Annotated in this window: 15 protein-coding genes; 8 read left to right on the plus strand and 7 right to left on the minus strand. The window is 66.8% G+C overall.

Annotated features, from left to right (window positions below; translation table 11 throughout):
* The first annotated feature begins 1 nt into the window (after nt 1).
* The 4 genes from ACZYZF_RS22790 to ACZYZF_RS22805 all read left to right on the plus strand — a co-directional run bounded on the left by ACZYZF_RS22790 (nt 2) and on the right by ACZYZF_RS22805 (nt 6042).
* Entirely contained in the window at nt 2-1690 is a 1689-nt protein-coding gene (locus tag ACZYZF_RS22790; RefSeq protein WP_463746957.1) for an acyl-CoA synthetase, read from the plus strand.
* A complete protein-coding gene (locus ACZYZF_RS22795) occupies nt 1687-2808 on the plus strand; it encodes an NAD(P)H-dependent flavin oxidoreductase (RefSeq protein ID WP_463836890.1) in 1122 nt (373 codons plus the stop codon). The genes ACZYZF_RS22790 and ACZYZF_RS22795 overlap by 4 nt, the downstream gene beginning before the upstream one ends.
* Nucleotides 2809-3000: 192 nt before the next feature.
* Complete coding sequence (locus tag ACZYZF_RS22800) at nt 3001-3837, plus strand: class I SAM-dependent methyltransferase (RefSeq protein WP_463836892.1); 837 nt, start codon at nt 3001-3003, stop codon at nt 3835-3837.
* Nucleotides 3838-4053: 216 nt separating this feature from the next.
* Nucleotides 4054-6042, plus strand: a complete 1989-nt coding sequence (locus ACZYZF_RS22805; RefSeq protein WP_463836894.1) for an FAD-dependent oxidoreductase — start codon at nt 4054-4056, stop codon at nt 6040-6042.
* Here ACZYZF_RS22805 and ACZYZF_RS22810 read toward each other — a convergent pair.
* Both ACZYZF_RS22810 and ACZYZF_RS22815 read right to left on the minus strand, forming a co-directional pair.
* Nucleotides 6004-7269, minus strand: coding sequence for a PucR family transcriptional regulator (locus ACZYZF_RS22810; protein WP_463836895.1), 1266 nt, complete (start codon nt 7267-7269; stop codon nt 6004-6006). The genes ACZYZF_RS22805 and ACZYZF_RS22810 overlap by 39 nt on opposite strands.
* A gap of 149 nt (nt 7270-7418) precedes the next feature.
* Entirely contained in the window at nt 7419-8972 is a 1554-nt protein-coding gene (locus ACZYZF_RS22815; RefSeq protein WP_463746962.1) for a succinic semialdehyde dehydrogenase, read from the minus strand.
* A gap of 127 nt (nt 8973-9099) precedes the next feature.
* Between ACZYZF_RS22815 and ACZYZF_RS22820 the strand changes: the two genes are divergently transcribed.
* Nucleotides 9100-9495, plus strand: a complete 396-nt coding sequence (locus tag ACZYZF_RS22820) for a VOC family protein (RefSeq protein WP_463836896.1) — start codon at nt 9100-9102, stop codon at nt 9493-9495.
* Here the strand turns inward: ACZYZF_RS22820 and ACZYZF_RS22825 are convergent.
* Complete coding sequence (locus tag ACZYZF_RS22825; RefSeq protein ID WP_463836898.1) at nt 9432-10166, minus strand: DUF6597 domain-containing transcriptional factor; 735 nt, start codon at nt 10164-10166, stop codon at nt 9432-9434. The genes ACZYZF_RS22820 and ACZYZF_RS22825 overlap by 64 nt on opposite strands.
* 43 nt (nt 10167-10209) lie before the next feature.
* Here ACZYZF_RS22825 and ACZYZF_RS22830 point away from each other — a divergent pair, with 43 nt between their 5' ends.
* Nucleotides 10210-10764: a TetR/AcrR family transcriptional regulator gene (locus tag ACZYZF_RS22830; RefSeq protein ID WP_463836899.1), complete on the plus strand. Its 555-nt coding sequence runs from the start codon at nt 10210-10212 to the stop codon at nt 10762-10764.
* Here ACZYZF_RS22830 and ACZYZF_RS22835 read toward each other — a convergent pair.
* From ACZYZF_RS22835 to ACZYZF_RS22850, 4 genes are all read right to left on the minus strand, one after another.
* The gene (locus ACZYZF_RS22835; RefSeq protein WP_463836900.1) at nt 10750-11724 is read right to left on the minus strand and encodes an NAD-dependent epimerase/dehydratase family protein; all 975 of its coding nucleotides are present in this window, start codon (nt 11722-11724) and stop codon (nt 10750-10752) included. The genes ACZYZF_RS22830 and ACZYZF_RS22835 overlap by 15 nt on opposite strands.
* A gap of 300 nt (nt 11725-12024) precedes the next feature.
* A complete protein-coding gene (gene fadD17, locus ACZYZF_RS22840) occupies nt 12025-13536 on the minus strand; it encodes a long-chain-fatty-acid--CoA ligase FadD17 (protein ID WP_463746967.1) in 1512 nt (503 codons plus the stop codon).
* A gap of 2 nt (nt 13537-13538) precedes the next feature.
* Nucleotides 13539-14636 carry an acyl-CoA dehydrogenase family protein gene (locus ACZYZF_RS22845; RefSeq protein WP_463836902.1) on the minus strand — a complete coding sequence of 366 codons (1098 nt, stop codon included), beginning with the start codon at nt 14634-14636 and terminating at the stop codon, nt 13539-13541.
* A 13-nt stretch (nt 14637-14649) separates the two neighbouring features.
* Nucleotides 14650-15828 (minus strand): acyl-CoA dehydrogenase family protein, encoded by a 1179-nt coding sequence (locus ACZYZF_RS22850; RefSeq protein WP_463746969.1) that lies wholly within the window; start codon nt 15826-15828, stop codon nt 14650-14652.
* A gap of 165 nt (nt 15829-15993) precedes the next feature.
* On the opposite strand from ACZYZF_RS22850, the gene ACZYZF_RS22855 reads away from it, so the two are divergent.
* Both ACZYZF_RS22855 and ACZYZF_RS22860 read left to right on the plus strand, forming a co-directional pair.
* On the plus strand, nt 15994-16185 hold the full coding sequence (locus ACZYZF_RS22855; RefSeq protein ID WP_036391771.1) for a ferredoxin: 192 nt from the start codon (nt 15994-15996) through the stop codon (nt 16183-16185).
* 12 nt (nt 16186-16197) lie between these two features.
* The gene (locus tag ACZYZF_RS22860; RefSeq protein ID WP_463746970.1) at nt 16198-17115 is read left to right on the plus strand and encodes a 3-oxoacyl-ACP reductase; all 918 of its coding nucleotides are present in this window, start codon (nt 16198-16200) and stop codon (nt 17113-17115) included.
* Nucleotides 17116-17376: the final 261 nt, after the last annotated feature.

Genomic DNA, 17376 nt, shown 5'->3' on the forward strand with positions numbered 1-17376 from the left:
CTTGTCTCGAAATGTAACACGTTCTAGTTTAGGTTCTGTGGCTCTGAATATTGCGGATCTTGCCGAGCACGCCATCGATGCTGTGCCTGACCGTGTCGCCCTGATTTGTGGCGACGAACAGCTGACCTATGCGCAGTTGGAGGAGAAGGCCAACCGTCTGGCCCACTACCTGATCGCCCAAGGCGTCAAGAAGGACGACAAGGTCGGCCTCTACTGTCGCAATCGCATCGAGATCGTCATCGGGATGCTCGGCATCGTGAAGGCCGGCGCGATCCTGGTGAACGTCAACTTCCGCTATGTCGAGGGCGAGCTGAAGTACCTGTTCGACAACTCGGACATGGTCGCGCTGATCCATGAGCGGCGCTACGCCGACCGGGTGGCCAACGTGCTGCCGGAGACGCCGAATGTGAAGACCGTCCTGGTGGTCGAAGACGGGTCAGACGACGACTACCAGCGTTACGGCGGCGTCGAGTTCTACTCGGCCATCGCCGAGCACTCACCCGAGCGCGACTTCGGCCCGCGCAGCGAGGACGACATCTACCTGCTCTACACCGGCGGCACCACCGGCTTCCCCAAGGGCGTCATGTGGCGTCACGAGGACATCTACCGGGTGCTGTTCGGCGGCACCGACTTCGCCACCGGCGAGCCCGTTGCCGACGAATACGACCTGTCCAAGCAGGCCGTCGCCAACCCGCCGATGATCCGGCTGCCCATCCCGCCGATGATCCACGGCGCGACCCAGTCGGCCACCTGGATGGCGCTGTTCACCGGGCACACCGTGGTGCTGATGCCGGAGTTCGACGCCGACGCCGCGTGGCGGATGATCCACGAGCACAAGGTGAATCTCCTGTTCTTCACCGGTGACGCGATGGCCCGGCCGCTGCTCGATGCGCTGCTGGCCCATCAGGACGCAGGGAACGAATACGACCTGTCGTCGCTGTTCCTGCTCGCCAGCACCGCGGCCCTGTTCTCCACCAGTCTCAAGGAGAAGTTCCTGGAGCTGCTGCCCAACCGGATCATCACCGACTCGATCGGCTCGTCGGAGACCGGTTTCGGCGGTACCTCCGTGGTGGCCAAGGGACAGAGCCACACCGGCGGTCCGCGCGTGACGATCGACAAGAACACCAAGGTGCTCGACGAGGACGGCAACGAGGTGGTCCCGGGATCGGGCGTGCGCGGCATCATCGCCAAGTGCGGCCACATCCCGGTCGGTTACTTCAAGGACGAGAAGAAGACCGCTGAGACCTTCCGGACCTTCAACGGGGTCCGCTACGCCATCCCGGGCGACTACGCCGAGGTCGAGGCCGACGGCAGCGTGACCATGCTGGGCCGCGGCTCGGTGTCGATCAACTCCGGTGGCGAGAAGATCTACCCCGAAGAGGTCGAGGCCGCGCTGAAGGGGCACCCGGACGTGTTCGACGCCTTGGTGGTCGGCGTGCCCGACGAGCGTTTCGGTCAGCACGTCGCGGCCGTCGTACAGCCGCGCGAGGGTGCACGCCCGACCCTGGCCGACCTCGACACGTTCGTGCGCAGCGAGATCGCGGGCTACAAGGTGCCGCGCAGCCTGTGGCTGGTCGACGAGGTCAAGCGTTCGCCTGCGGGCAAGCCTGACTACCGGTGGGCCAAGGACACCACCGAGGAGCGGGCCGCCGACGAGGTGCACGCCAATCACGTGGGAGCCAAGTCGTGAAAACCGACCTCTGCGAACGGTTCGGGATCGAATACCCGATTTTCGTCTTCACCCCGTCGGAGAAGGTGGCGGCCGCGGTCACCCGGGCCGGCGGTCTGGGTGTGCTGGGCTGCGTGCGGTTCAACGATCCCGACGAGCTGGAAAACGTGCTGTCCTGGATGGACGCCAACACCGACGGCAAGCCGTACGGCGTCGACGTGGTGATGCCGAACAAGATCCCCACCGAGGGCAGCGCAGTCGACATCGACAAGCTGATTCCGCAGGCTCACCGGGACTTCGTCGCGAAAACCCTTGCCGATCTCGGCGTTCCGCCGCTCCCCGCGGAGGGCGAGCACAACACAGGTGTGCTGGGCTGGCTGCACTCGGTGGCGCGAAGCCATGTCGAGGTGGCGTTGCGCCATCCGATCAAGCTGATCGCCAACGCGCTGGGGTCCCCGCCCAATGACGTCATCGAGCAGGCTCACGAGGCAGGTGTGCCGGTGGCCGCGCTGGCCGGCAGCGCGAAGCATGCGCTCAGCCACGTGGCCAACGGGGTGGACATCGTGATCGCCCAGGGGCATGAGGCCGGCGGGCACACCGGTGAGATCGGCTCGGTGGTGTTGTGGCCGGAAATCGTCGACGCCGTCGACGGTAAGGCCGCGGTGCTTGCTGCCGGCGGTATCGGCAGCGGCCGACAGGTCGCGGCGGCCCTGGCACTCGGTGCTCAGGGTGTCTGGATGGGATCGGCATTCCTCACCGCGGCTGAGTACGACCTGGGCGTGCGTCGCGAGTCGGGTGCCTCGGTGATCCAGGAGGCATTGCTGAATGCCACCTCCGCCGACACCGTGCGCCGGAAGATCTACTCCGGCAAGCCCGCCCGGATCTTGAAGAGCCGTTGGACCGATGCCTGGGACGCACCGGACGCCCCCGAAGCGCTGCCGATGCCGTTGCAGAACATTCTGGTCGGCGAGGCGCATCAGCGGATGAGCCTTTCCGATGACCCGACCGCGGTCGCGATGCCGGTCGGTCAGATCGTGGGCCGGATGAACGAGATCCGGCCGGTCGCCGACATCATCGGTGAGCTGGTGAGCGGTTTCGAGGCGGCCACCAAGCGCCTGGACGGTATCGCCGGAAGCTGATTTTCTCCGGCGAACAGACATGAAACTGCCGCTTTTCACGTGAAAAGCGGCAGTTTCGCGTCTGTTCGTGAGGGAGGAATGGGTTCGCCTCGTTGCGGCGCCGGGTGTTCAAACTGAGCGGTCCCGAAAAAACCTAGCGAGACTTCCTCGTGCAGACCGGTATGGTCGCGGCGGCGAGGAAAGGATCAGCTGGTGAACGAAGCCGACGCTCTTGCGGCCAACCGTGCGAACTGGGACGAACGGGCCGATGTGCACGTCCGGTCCCAGATGTATGACGTACCAGGGTTTCTGGCCGATCCCACCGATATCTCATGGGTGGTGCGCAACGACCTCGAGGTGCTCGCGCCCCACCTGCCGGAAAGCGGTGTGAAAGACCGCTCGCTTCTGCACCTGCAATGCCACATCGGTACCGACACCGTGTCGTGGGCGAGGCTGGGAGCCCGCGACATGCACGGCGTGGATCTGTCGCCGAATTCGCTGCGGCACGCGGCCAGGATCGCCGAGGCCGACGGCCGCGAGATCACCTGGGTGGAGGGCGACGCGCGGTTCGCGTCGACGTTGATCCAGCGACGCTTCGAGACCATCGTGACCAGTACGGGAACCATCGTGTGGCTGCCCGAACTGGCCAGCTGGGCCCGATCGATCCACGACCTGCTTGAGCCGGGCGGAGTGTTCCTGATCCGCGACGACCATCCGATCCTGAGCGCGATGGACTACGAGCCGTGGAACATCACCGACGACTACCTCAGCGGCGGCGGAGTCCGAACCTACGACGACCCAGGAACATACACCGAGAACTCGGCCGATCAGATCACCCAAGTGCGCAACCACGAGTGGCGCCACGACCTGTCCGAAGTGATCACGTGCCTGCTGCAGGCCGGGCTCGTCATCGAGGCATTGGCCGAACTGCCCTACATGGACTGGCAGGCATTCCCGGCGCTGGTGCCCTGCCCTCAAGGCTGGGCCCTGCCGCCGGAGGCGCCCCGGATCCCGCTGAACTTCGCAGTCGTCGCGCGACGTCCCCGCTGACAGCGGCGTTGTAGTCCGGATACAACCGGCCCCGCAGAGTTGGTGGCGCCGGTACATCGGAATCCGCCCGCTCGCCGCGTAATTTTCGTCACGAACGCGACGCCGGATCACCAATGGGCGTGGGGATTGCCCCTCGCCCCAACATCCCCTGATCGATGTGTATCTGACCTACATCTGCGCCGCGAGAACCATCCGCGAGCGAGGAGTCACACAGACATGCCGATCACCGAGAACCACCGTGAGGTACTGCAGGCCCTGGCCGAGGCGGTTGTGCCGGCACTGGAACGCGCCGATGACCCCACGGGATTCTGGGCGCTGTCCGGTAGCGACCTGCACGCCGACGCCGGGGTTGCGATGGCCCTCGCCGCGATGCCCCAGGCCCAGCAGGCAGGCCTGCTCGGGCTGCTCGATGCGCTGCACGCGGCAGGTTTCGTCGGCGAGCCACCGTCGGCGCGGGAACAGATCCTGACCAATGTCGGGCTGCTGGGCCCGGAAGCCGCCGCAGGGGTGAACGCTCTGGCGTCGCTGACGCTGGCCTTCGCCTACGCGGGCCCCGATCCCCAGACCGGCAGCAACCCGATGTGGGCCGGTTTCGGCTTCCCGGGTGGCCCGGCCGTCGAACCCGGTGGCGACGGCGGATTCGAGCCTTTTCTGCCGGACGCCTCGGTGATCGAAGCCGACGTCTGTGTGGTGGGTTCGGGTGCCGGCGGTGGTCTGATCGCCGGCGTGCTCGCCGGCGCGGGTCTCGACGTCGTGGTGCTCGAGGCCGGCGGCAACCACAACGAATCCGACTTCAGCGGACTCGAACTGCCTGCCTTCCAGCAGTTGTTCTGGCACGGGGGCCCGACCCCGACCGCCGATTTCAACGTGTCGCTGCTGGCCGGCTCCACCCTGGGCGGCGGGCCGACCGTCAACTGGTCCAACTGCCTGCGCACGCCCGCGCATGTGCGCGAACAGTGGGCTCGCGAATTCGGCCTCGAGGGCGTCGACGGCCCCGACTTCGACCGGCACATGGATGCCGTGTGGGCCCGACTCGGTGTCAACGCGCACTGCTCGGACCTCAACGGCCCGCATGAGCGGATGCGCGCCGGCGCAGCCGAACTCGGCTGGTCGTTCACGGGTCTGACCCGAAATGCCGACCCCGCCGCCTACTCACCCGACACCGCGGGCTACATAGGTATGGGGGACCGGTCGGGCGCCAAACTCGATGTACGCCGCACCTATCTGACCGACGCGGTCGCCGCGGGCGCGCGAGTGATCGTGCGCTGCAACGCCGAACGGGTACTGACCGAGGACGGCCGCGCCGCCGGCGTGGCGGCAACGGTCGTCGACCCGCGAACCGGCGCAACCACTGATCTGCAGGTACGCGCCCCACGCGTCGTGGTGGCCTGCGGATCGCTGGAATCTCCTGCGCTGCTGCTTCGTTCGGGAATCGGCGGTCCCGCCGTCGGGAAGAACCTGCACCTGCACCCGGTGATCGCGACTCTCGCTCTGCACGACGAGCCGCAGCGGCCGTGGTGGGGCGCCCCGATGACGGCGATGGTCGACGAGTTCGCCGATGTCGAGGACGGGCACGGCTTTCTGATCCAAGGTGTGCAGTGGTCGAACTCGATCATCGCAGGCGGGATGGCGCGGTCCTCGGCGGCTGAACTCAAAGAGACGATGGCCCAGCTCGAGAACGCGGTGTGGTTTGTCGGTATCCCGCGCGACCGTGGGCACGGGAGCGTGACGATCGACGACGCCGGCAACTCGGTGATCCACTACGAGGTGACCGACGAGGTCGACGTGCGCAACGAGCAGCGCTCGCTGGAGGCCCAGATTCGCTTGCACGCCGCGAGCGGCGCCCGCGAGATCGTGCCGTTCACGGCCGGTTCGCTGCGCTGGCGCCGCGGCGAGGACCTCGAGCAGTTCATCGAGACGCTCCAGGGTGTTCCCTTCGGTGCCGGCGGGCACCGGCTGTTCTCCGCGCACCAGATGAGCAGCTGCCGCATGGGTTCGGACCCGGCGACCTCGGTGGCCGACCCGTGGGGCGAAGTCCACGACACCTCCGGTGTCTACATCGGCGATGCCAGCGCACTGCCGACCGCTACTGGGGTGAATCCGATGATCTCGACCATGGCAGTGGCGCACCGCACCGCCGAAGCCATCCTCCGCGCGGCCACGGAATCACTGCAGGACCGCAGCCTGGAACCAGTGGCACAGTAGGAGAGCGATCTCGACGTCGAGCCGGTCGGTGGTGGTTATCGGCCGGCCTCGTCGTTCCTCGGCCCGCTGGACGCGGTACCGCACGGTGTTGAAATGCATGTTCAGGTCCGTCGCGGCAGCCTTGTAGCTCGAGCCGGACTGCAGGAAGACCCACAGTGTCTCGCGGAGACGTTCATCGGCTTCGGTCGCGGAGGCCAGACCGCCGAGCACCTCACCCACCCAGGCACGTGCCGCGGGCAGATTGTCGACATGCAGTGCGGCAGCCGATACGCCCGGGTCGGTGTTGGCGATGAACCGGTCGGACTGTGCGCCCGACGTGAGGACCCTCAGTGCACCCAGCGCCTGGCGGTGTGACCGCCGGAAGCCTTCGACTCCCGGCAGCGGATCCCCGATTGCGACCAGCGGTGGGTGCCGCTGCTCGGCGGCGAACTGGCGCGTGCGCTCAACTGCCTCTGCCGCCGAGTCCGCCGTCAACGGAATCCAGCCCCACCCGGTCAGCCGGTCGGCGGCGACCAACAGTGGGGCACCTTGGCTGCCAAGGCATTCGGCGAGGGAACGGGCGAGGCGCCCCATGTGCACCAGCTCATCACCCTCGGGCGAATCGGTATAGGAGACAACCACCGCCAAGTGGATCCGTCGCAGCGGATAGCCGATCTGGACGCTCACCTCGTCGATGTCGACCGGGCCGGATTCGAGCAGTTCCCGGATCCGAATGGCCCGCGCGGTGTTCTGGGCTGCCAGGCAACGCTCCCGCTCGACCTGATACGCCGCGGTGACCCGCTGCGAGATCTGGTCGATGTAGGTGAACGTGGTGGCGGTGACGCTCTGAAACACGTCCAGGGCCTGCTGGGTATCCAGGTCGAGCAGCCGGACCTCGTCGAGCACGATGTCGAGCAGGGTCTGCTGGCCGAGCCGATACGCGCGCACCAGGGCGTTGGCCGGGGCGCCCCGGCGGGCCAGCTCCCTGGCGTGTGCCAACGCGGAGGGTGGCGGTTCGATGCGCTCGATCGCCGTGCCGTGCTGGATCGCCGAGAAGACGGTTTCGACGTTCTCGGCCACGCTGTCGCGCAGTAGATCGAGCAGTTGAGGTTGCCCGCGCATCTCGGCGATCTCGGATATCAGATGCTGCTGGATCATCTGGGTGACATCGTCGACCCGGTCAGCCAGCCGCGCGGCGATCACTGCGGCGGGATCGGTGTCGGCAGGTAGCGGCGTGCGCTGCTCCATGAGATGAAGCGTAGGCCCCGACCGCGAGACCGGGGCCTAGTCGGCGGCACTCTCCCCACCAGCGGGTTCGGTGCCCCCGCCGCCAGGGCCACACCGATCGTCACCGCACCTGACCGGAAGAATGTCGCCTCAACATTGCCGGCGTGGTTCTAGCGGCCGGGCAGCTTCTGCAGTGCGCGGATCATCGGGGTAAGTGCCTTCTGCCAGAACGTCTGTGAAATACCCAGCGGCGGATCGAGATTGATCACCCGCGCGGTGGAGACGGTCTGCGACTCGGTGTACTTGAGGATCCCGTCGGCACCGTGGCGGCGCCCGACGCCGGAGGCCTTCATGCCGCCCATCGGGGCCGCGGTACTACCGAATGCCAACGCGTAGCCCTCGTCGACGTTGACCGTGCCGGAATTCACCCGGGCCGCGATCGCCTCGCCCTCCGACTTCGATCCGGCCCACACACTCGCGTTGAGGCCGTACTCGGTGTCATTGGCCTTCTCGACGGCCTCGTCGACGGAATCGACCGGGTAGATCGACACCAGGGGGCCGAAGGTCTCGTTGCGCGCGCATTCCATCTCGTCGGTGACACCGGTCAGCACGGTCGGCTCGAAGAACAGCGGGCCGATGTCGGGGCGCGCATTGCCGCCGGCAACAACGTTGGCGCCCTTGGCCTTTGCATCATCGACATGGCCGGACACGGTCTTGATCTGATCTTCGGAGATCAGGCTGCCCATGTCGGCGGTGAAGTCGTAGGCCGCCGACAGGTTCATGTTGCGCACCTGCTCGGCAAACTTGGCGGTGAACTCGTCGGCGACCTCGCGCTCGACGTAGATCCGCTCGATCGAGATGCACAGCTGACCGGCATTGGAGAAGCAGGCGCGAGTCGCGGCCTTGGCAGCCACCTTCAGATTCGCGCCCTTGGTGACGATCATCGGGTTCTTGCCACCGAGCTCGGCGGAGAAACCGATCAGCCGGCGCCCGCACTGCTCGGCCAGTGTCCGCCCGGTGGCCGTCGAACCGGTGAACATCATGTAGTCGCAGTTCTCGACGATCGCGGTACCGACCACCGAGCCCGGACCGGGAACCACCGCGAACAGATCGCGCGGCAGACCGGCCTGATACAGCAGTTCGGCGTTGGCCAACGTGCAGTACGGCGTCTGGCTGTCCGGCTTGACCACCACGGCGTTGCCCGCCAGCAGGGCCGGGATCGAATCCGAGATCGACAGGGTCATGGGGTAATTCCACGGTGAGATGACGCCGATGACGCCCTTGGGGTGGTGGTTGACCACGGTCTTGACGAACCCCGGCAGCAGACCCTGCACGCGCTTCGTCGACAGCAGCCGGGCCGCCTCGCGCGCGTAGTAGCCCGCGTTCAGGATCATGTCGACGATCTCTTCCTGCGCGGCTGAGCGGGCCTTGCCGGTCTCGGCCTGGGCCACATCCATCAGAAAGTCGCGATTCTCGGCCAGCAGTGCGCCGAAGCGTTTGATGACGGCGGCGCGTTCCTTGACCGGACGCTTGGCCCACTGCGCCTGTGCGGCACGGGCTTTGGTGAAGGCGGCGGTCACGTCGTCGGCGGTGCCGACCGGGATGGTGGTCAGTTCCTTGCCGGTGAAGACCTCGTCGATCGGCTTGGACTGACGGGCTTCGACGTCTTCGATGGCGACGAGCGCACGTAGGCGGGCGAACTCGGCGGCGGACGGAGCGGGCATCGGGGACTCCCTACTGGCAAGTAACTAACAGTCCTGGCCAACCTACTCGGTACCCGCGGTCCGACAAAGGCGCAGCTTGTCCGATCTGTTCACGACTGAGGGTGGACCAACGCCCTAACCTGCGGGTATGTCCTTGAACCTGACCTCGGCGGTCATCGAGATCGTCAGCAAGAACCTGCGTAGCTCCCTGGATTTCTACCGGCTGCTCGGCCTGGCCGTTCCAGACCTGGACGGGCCACATGCCGAGGTGGCGCTGCCGGGCGGAAACCGGCTCGCGTTCGACACCGAGGAGGTGATCGCAGGCATGCATCCCGGGTGGACGCCTCCGGCCGGGCCCGGGCGGGTGGCCCTCGCATTCGGCGTCGATTCACCCGGTGACGTCGACGAACTCTATGAGCGGCTCACCGGCGCCGGGCACCCGGGAACGCTCAAGCCATTCGATGCGCCGTGGGGGCAGCGTTATGCGACCGTCGAAGATCCAGACGGTACGTCGGTGGACCTGTTCGCGGCACTGGAAAACTGACGGAGTTCACGCAGCTGCGGCATTCCCACCCCGGCCAGGGCACGGACCTCACGGTGCAGGTGCGGCTGATCGGCGTAACCGGCCTGCGCCGCCACCCCACTGGCGCTCACACCGGTGCCGATCAGTGCCACCGCGCGCCGGAACCGGAGGATGCGACGCAGTGTCGCCGGCCCGTAGCCGTAGACCGCCCCGCACTGCCGTTGCATCGTTCGGGTCGACCAGCCGACGTGGCGTGCCGTCGCACGGACCGACTCGCCGGCTGCCAACCGGCGCGTGATGTCGTGAAGTGCCGGCAGTGTCCAAGGCGCGGTCTCGGCACGAGGCGCCCGGGCTGCCAGTGTCACGGCGAGTTCATCGAGCGAACTGCCGTCGTCGATCGCGCACAACTCGCGAAGATCGACCCGGGTGTTGCGCAGTTCGGAGGCCGGAACACCGAGCAGGCGGGGTAGAACGCCGGGACGAAACCGTAAACCCTGCAGGGGATCCCGGCTTGCTGCGGCGACGAACGCCGTGGTGTCGGGGCCGGCGACGACGATCCTGCCGTCCAGCGAGATCAGATCCATGCAGCCGTCGGGCAGGATCCGGCCGGGTTCTGCCGTGCCGGTGCGGATCCACCGGCACTCCACGAGGTTGCGCAGCCGGGGCGGCGGACGGTGTTCGCGGTAGCCCACGTCACCGACGCTACCCGTGGCGCCATGCGGTTGAATCGGGGGAATGAGCGGGCGACCACGCGACACGTCGATCGACAAGCGCGTGCTTGCGGTCACCCGTGAGTTGCTGGTCGAGGTGGGCTGGGACGACCTGAGCGTTCGGTTGGTCGCGGTGCGGTCCGGGGTGGGCAGGTCCAGCCTGAACCGGCGTTGGGCGTCGAAGGCGGAACTGGTGCTGAACGCGATACTCGGCGAAGCGCCCGACATGTCGCCGTTCTCCGGCACCGACCTCGCTGGGTGGATCGATTGGGTGGTGCGTGGCAGCCACCAATTGTTCAGTCGCCCGGACGTCAGCGAAGCCGTGCCCGGGCTGCTGCTGGCCTTGCGTGAGAACGACGCGATGCGCAAGGCGCTGTGGGACGGGTTCAGCCGGCCCGCGATCGAGATGTTCGCGGACAGGGGTTACGGATCGGAATCCGACGCCCGGGCGGCGTTGTCCATGGCGGCGGGTGCGGCGTTGTTCACCACCACGGTGGCCACCGACGACGATTCACCCGAACTGCGGAAACGCCTGGTGTGGCTGCTCAGCCGCGCGCTGGGCGTGTCACCGGCCGAATGAGGTCAGCATCGCCGCCTGCGGCGAGCGCCAGGCGTCGATACCCAGATCGGTGAGCGTGCTCTTGTCGTCAGTCGGGGTGGCGGCGGTGAGCAGCATGGCCGCCTCGTAGCTGATCCCGTCACCGAGCGGCAGGATCCCGCCGAGAAGATCCGAGCACCAGCCGATACCGCGGAAAAGTCTCGCGGACACGGGGATTCGGCGGATCTTGCGGCCGGCGCCCTGTTCGAGGACATCGATCATCTCGTTGAACGACACCATCACGCCGCCGCAGACGTACCGCTTGGGGCCGCGCCCGGGTGCCATCAGCCGCTCGTGCACCAATGCGACGTCGCGCACATCGATCATCTGCATGCCGCCAGACATCCGAGGCGCCACACCGGCGTTGGCGATCGGCGCCCAACCGCGCTCGGTGACCCCGGCGGCGGTGAAGTAAGCCGGGCCCACCACGCTCGACGGGTAGGTGACCACCACGGGAGCTCCGGCGTCCTGCAACCGCCGGGCCACCCGGTCGGCATATGCCTTCGTCTGGGCGTACGGGCTGCGGCCCGGTGCAGGCGGGGTGTCGGCGGAGATCACCCCGTTCGGCGGCGGGAACAGTGAGCTGTAGCTGCTGACCGAGACGATGGGATCGAGCCCCGCCTCGACGGCGCGGTTCAGCACGGTCTCTCCTGCGTATGCGTTGATCTCCCACATCAACTTTTCACGGCGCTGGTCGGTGCCGACGATGCCTGCGGCATGGATCAGTGCGTCGCAGCCCGACAGCAGTTCCCCGACGGTGTCACCGTCGCGGATGTCGCCCGCGAGCACCGTCATCTCGCCGAGCGCGGCGAGATGACCGATCACCTCGTCGTCGCCGCATCCCGGTGCGACCAGCAGTCGGATGCGGTGTCCCGCGGCGAGCAGGCCACGAACGGTGTGGGCCCCGAGATAGCCGGTGCCGCCGGTTACTGCGATGTGCATGCTGTGTCTCCCATGTTTCGATGCCGATGGTATCGAAATAGCGCGCGTGGGTGCCCCTGGGGTATGTCGTCAGCACGACCGCGCCAGTAACGCCACGGCGGAAAAATGGGCTTCAGGCCGCCGCAGCGTTACTGGCGCGGTCGTGCATCCCAGATGAACGGCGTTGGCGGCCCAGCCGTATCAACTGTTCACGAACGTGAGCGACAACGCTGCCCCTGAGGCGATTTCACCGACACAGTTGTTATCAGGCGGGCGCGACGACACATCCCTACAGGGCGCGGCGTGCCACAGCGCGCAAAGTCAGCGCGGTACCGGCCAGACGGGATCGGCGCACTCGGTGGCCTCCGCGGAGAGTTGCCGCTTGATCACCTTGAAGGTCTCGGTGCGCGGCAACGCGGCTCCGACGCGCACATACGACGGCCACTGCTTGGGCCCCAGGTCGGATTGCTCATGAAGAAACTTGACGAAGCTGTCGATGTCGAACGCCGACCGCGCCCCCAGGACCAGTGCGGCCATCACCTGATCACCCACATCGTGATCGGGGATCGGGTACACCGCGACCTCGGCAACGTCGGGGTGACGCAACAGGATTCGCTCGATCGGTGCGGTGCCGAGGTTCTCGCCGTCCACCCGCATCCAGTCACCGAGCCGCCCGGCGAAGTGCGCGTAGCCGTCCTCGTCGAGGTAGGCCAGATCGCCGGTGTGGTAGATGCCGCCGGCCATCCGGGCCGCCTCGGCGTCGGGATCGTTGTAGTAGCCGCGGAACCAGCCGGGCCCCGTCGGGTTCACCAACTCGCCGACGACGCCGGGCGGGCACGGTTCACCGGTGTCCACATCGACGATCGCCACCTGATCGGTGAGTGGTCCCAGGGCGCCTTCGGGAGTGTCAGGGGTGCGGGCGATCGCCACACCGCCCTCGCTGGAACCGAATCCGTCGACCACGGTCACACCGAATCTCTCGGCGAACCGGCTCAGGTCACGCGACGCGCCCTCGTTGCCGTAGAGAATCTTCAACGGGTTGTCGGCATCGTCTGGCGCCGGCTCGGTCGCCAGGATGTAGGACAACGGCTTGCCGACGTAGTTCGCGTAGGTGGCGCCGAAGCGCCGGATGTCGGGGATGAAGCCGGATGCGGAGAACTTGCGCCGCAACGCAATCGACGCGCCGGCAGCGGTCGCTACGGCCCACCCGGCCATGATCGCATTGGAATGGAACAACGGCATCGACAGGTAAACGGTGTCGCTGGGCCCCAGTCCGAAGCGGTCGGCCAGCATCCGGCCCGGAAACGCCACCTTGTCGTGGGTGACCCGCACCGCCTTGGGATCGCCACTGGTTCCGGAGGTGAAGATGAGCATGAACAGGTCATCAGCCGACACGTCGGCGAACGTCACCGGGGTGTCCCGGTGCGACGCGAGTTCGGTTGCCCACCCGGCGGATTCGACATCGATGAATTCCACCCCGGGTGGGACGGCATCAGGGTTGTCGGTCAGCACCAGCTGGCAGTCGGCCTGTGCGATGTCGCGCGCCAGAGCCTCGCCGCGGCGGGTCTGGTTGAGCCCGACGGGGACCAGCCCGTTCAGCCCTGCGGCCACCAACAGACTGGAGAAGAAAGTGGTGTTGCCGAGTAGCGCCCCGACATGCGGGGGTTTGGAGGGGTCCAACCGTGCCCGCAGCGCCGCGGCCAGTTGCGCACCGGCGGCGATGTGGTCAGCCCAGCTGACGAACGAATCCTCTTGGTAAACACCACGGTCGGTGACGTCGGCCAGCGGGACCAGCAGCTCGGAGACCGTCGGACCGACGGTTGGACCCCCCATCCCTAAACCGGGGTATCGGCGAGTTCGCGGCCGATGCGCAGCAGCTGGCCGGTGGCCCCGCCGACCCCGAACTCGGTCTGCTTGGCGGCCAGGAAGTACCGGTGCACCGGGTGGTCCATGTCGATGCCGACACCGCCGTGCACGTGCACCGCGGTGTGTGCGACGCGATGGCCGGCCTCGGCAGCCCAGAACGCCGCGCTGGCGACATCAATGTCGGCAGGCAGGTTCTCGGACAACCGCCACGCCGCCTGGGTCAGCGTCAGACGCAGGCCCTTGACGTCGATGTAGCCGTCGGCCAGTCGCGACGAGACAGCCTGGAAGCTGCCGATCGGCCGGTCGAACTGCTCGCGCTCGCGGGCGTACTCGGATGTCAGCTCCAACGCCCGCTCCAACACACCGAGCTGGTAGGCGCTGTGGCCCAGATCCGCGTGTGTGGTCAGCCACTGGGCGACCTCTGCGCCACCGACGACGCGTGTGGCGTCCACCGCGGTGGCCTGCAGCTCCAGGTGGGCGACACTGCCCTTACCGGTGGTGCTCAGCACGCTGACCGTCACGCCGGGATCATCACCGGAAACCAGGAAAACACTGACCCCGGAATCGGTTTCGGCCGGAACCAGGAACGCGTCGGCGATCGGTCCGTAGTTGACCTGGGTGCGGGTGCCGGTGAGCTTGTACCCAGGACCATCCGCCTGAGCTTGCACCGGGCCCTGGCCCATCTCGCCGTCGAGGGCCACAGCGAGGATCTTGTCGCCGGACACCGCGGGCGCAGCCCACTGGGTGCGCAGTTCCTCGGACCCGAACGCGGCCAGCGCGCCGGCTCCCAGCACCACCGAATCCAGGTAGGGCACGGCCGCCAACTGGCGGCCCAGCGCGGTCAACACGGCGGCCTGCTCGAGCACGCCGAAACCACCGCCCCCCACCGACTCCGGCGCCGCCGCCGAGAGCACGTCGGCCTCGACCAGCTTGGCCCACAGTTCGGCGTCGAAACGCTGCTCCAGCCCGTCGAGCTCGCGCTGGCGTTCGGGTGTGCACACCGACTCGGTGATCGTGCGCACCAGGCCGCCGAGATCGTCGGCCTCTTCAGTCGTCTTGAAATCCATTGGTGTGCCGTCCTTACCGGTTGACCCTGGGCAGGCCCAAAGCGACCATGCCGATGATGTCACGCTGAATCTCGTTGGTGCCGCCGCCGAAGGTTAGGATCAGCGCCGACCGGTGGAACCGCTCGATGCGGCCGCGGAGCAGCGCACCGGCGCTGTCCGGACGCAAGGTCGCCGCGGTGCCCATGACCTCCATCAGGAGGCGGTAGGCCTCGGTGGCCAACTCGGTGCCGTACACCTTGGCCGCCGACGCGTCCGCGGGTGAAGGTGCGGAAGTGGACGAGGCCAGCTCCCAGTTGATCAGCTTGAGAACCTCTGCCTTGGCGTGCACCCTCGCCAGGTTGAGTTGTACCCACTCGGAGTCGATGACCCGCTTGCCGTGCACGTCCTTGGTGTTCTGGGCCCACTCGCGGACCCCGTCGAGCGCGACATAGATCGGCTGTGAGGACACCAGGGCGACGCGCTCGTGGTTCAGCTGGTTGGTCACGAGCTTCCAGCCGGCGTTCTCCTCGCCGACCAGGTTGGTGGCCGGGATCCGCACGTCCTGGTAGTAGGTGGCGCTGGTGTCGACGCCGGACATGGTGTGCACCGGAGTCCAGGAGAAGCCCTCGGCCGTGGTCGGCATGATCAGCATCGAGATGCCGCGGTGCTTCTTGGCCTCGGGGTTGGTGCGCACGGCAAGCCACACGTAGTCGGCGTAGGCGATCAGGCTCGTCCACATCTTCTGGCCGTTGACCACGTAGTCATCGCCGTCGCGGACCGCAGTGGTCCGCAGTGCAGCCAGGTCGGTGCCCGCGCCGGGTTCGGAGTAGCCGATCGCGAAGTGCAGCTCGCCCGCGGCGATCTTGGGCAGGAAGAACTTCTTCTGCTCCTCGGTGCCGAAGTGCATGATCGTCGGCGCCACGCTGTTGATCGTCAGGAACGGCACCGGGGCGCCGGCGATGGCGGCCTCGTCGGTGAAGATCAATCCGTCCATGGGTGGGCGGGCCTGTCCGCCGAATTCCTCGGGCCAGCTCAGCGTCAGCCAGCCGTCTTTGCCCATCTGTGCGACGGTCTCGCGATAGATGTTGCCGCGTCCCATCTCGCCCTCGGACGAGCTGAGGGCCTCGACCCGTTCGGGTGTCATCAGCTTGGAGAAGTACGCGCGCAACTCGCGGCGCAGCTCCTCCTGCTCGGGGGTGTAACCGATCCGCATTGCGCTGCATCCTTACTGCTTGATAGACCTGAGTTCTCACCTGGTTGTAACACGTTCTAGTCTTAGGATCCAGGCCGGTGTCTGACTGGTATCCGTCAGGTGTGGTCGTATTCTGTGGCTGCACGTACGCAGCCCCGTGCGTGCACACGTCGTGAGGAGGTCGCCATGCGAGTAGAAGTTGACCGTGATCGCTGCGAAGGCAATGCGGTCTGCGTGGGTATTGCCCCCGATTTGTTCGATCTTGACGACGACGACTATGCCGTGGTCAAGTCCGATCCGGTGCCTGCCGACCAGGAGGATCTGGCCGAGCAGTCCATCGCCGAATGCCCCCGCGCAGCCCTGATCCGAAAAGACTAGAGGTATTCATAAATGACCGACGATGCTCAGATCGATCTGTCCGGAAAAGTGGCCGTGGTCACCGGCGCGGCCGCAGGCTTGGGCCGTGCCGAAGCCATCGGCCTGGCCAAGGCCGGGGCGACCGTGGTGGTCAACGACATGGCCGGCGCGCTGGACGCCTCTGATGTCCTCGACGAGATCGCGGCCGCCGGCGCCAAGGGTGTCGCGGTTGCCGGAGACATCAGCGTGCGCTCGACCGCCGATGAGCTGGTCGCGACCGCCGACGGTCTGGGCGGCCTGGGCATCGTCGTCAACAACGCGGGTATCACTCGCGACCGGATCCTGTTCAACATGAGCGACGAGGAGTGGGACGCGGTCATCGCGGTGCATCTGCGCGGCCACTTCCTGCTGACCCGCAACGCCGCCGTCTACTGGCGCAACAAGGCCAAGGCCGGGGACGGGACGGTCTACGGCCGGATCATCAACACCTCGTCGGAAGCCGGGCTGTCGGGTCCCGTCGGCCAGCCCAACTACGGCGCCGCCAAGGCGGGAATCACTGCGTTGACGGTGTCGGCGGCCCGGGCTCTGGAGCGCTTCGGTGTACGGGCCAACGCGATCGCGCCGCGGGCCCGCACGGCCATGACCGCAGGCGTCTTCGGCGACGCGCCCGAGGTGGCCGACGGTCAGGTCGACCCACTGTCGACCGACCACGTCGTCACCCTCGTGCGATTCCTGGCTGCGCCGGCGTCCGAAGCCGTCAACGGTCAGCTGTTCATCGTCTATGGTCCAACTGTCACGTTGGTCGCGCCCCCGACAGCGGAGATGCATTTCACTGCGGACTCCGCCGCCTGGAACCCGGCAGACCTCAGCGGGGCACTGCACGAATACTTTGCTGATCGTGACCTGGAGCGTGGATTCTCGGCCACTGAACTGATGACTTCACGAGACTGACAGTCTCGTTTGGGGTCGCTCAATGGCACTGGAACGCGTTCTATTCAAGGGGTGACCGCACCTATCTTGAGCTGGGAAAACCGCTGTTTAAGCCGATAATTTGAATTCTTTGACAGTGCGAACATGTTCTAGTTAATATGATCCGGCTCACTAAGAGCGCAATAAGACCAAGGGGTGGGGGGACGGCCACGACATGTGGCAGTCAGTTTTTCGCTAACGCGAGTTTCCGCGAAATTTCCCCACCCGAGTACGCCGAGAACG

The sequence above is a fragment of the Mycobacterium sp. IDUB_24 genome, assembly GCF_055419385.1.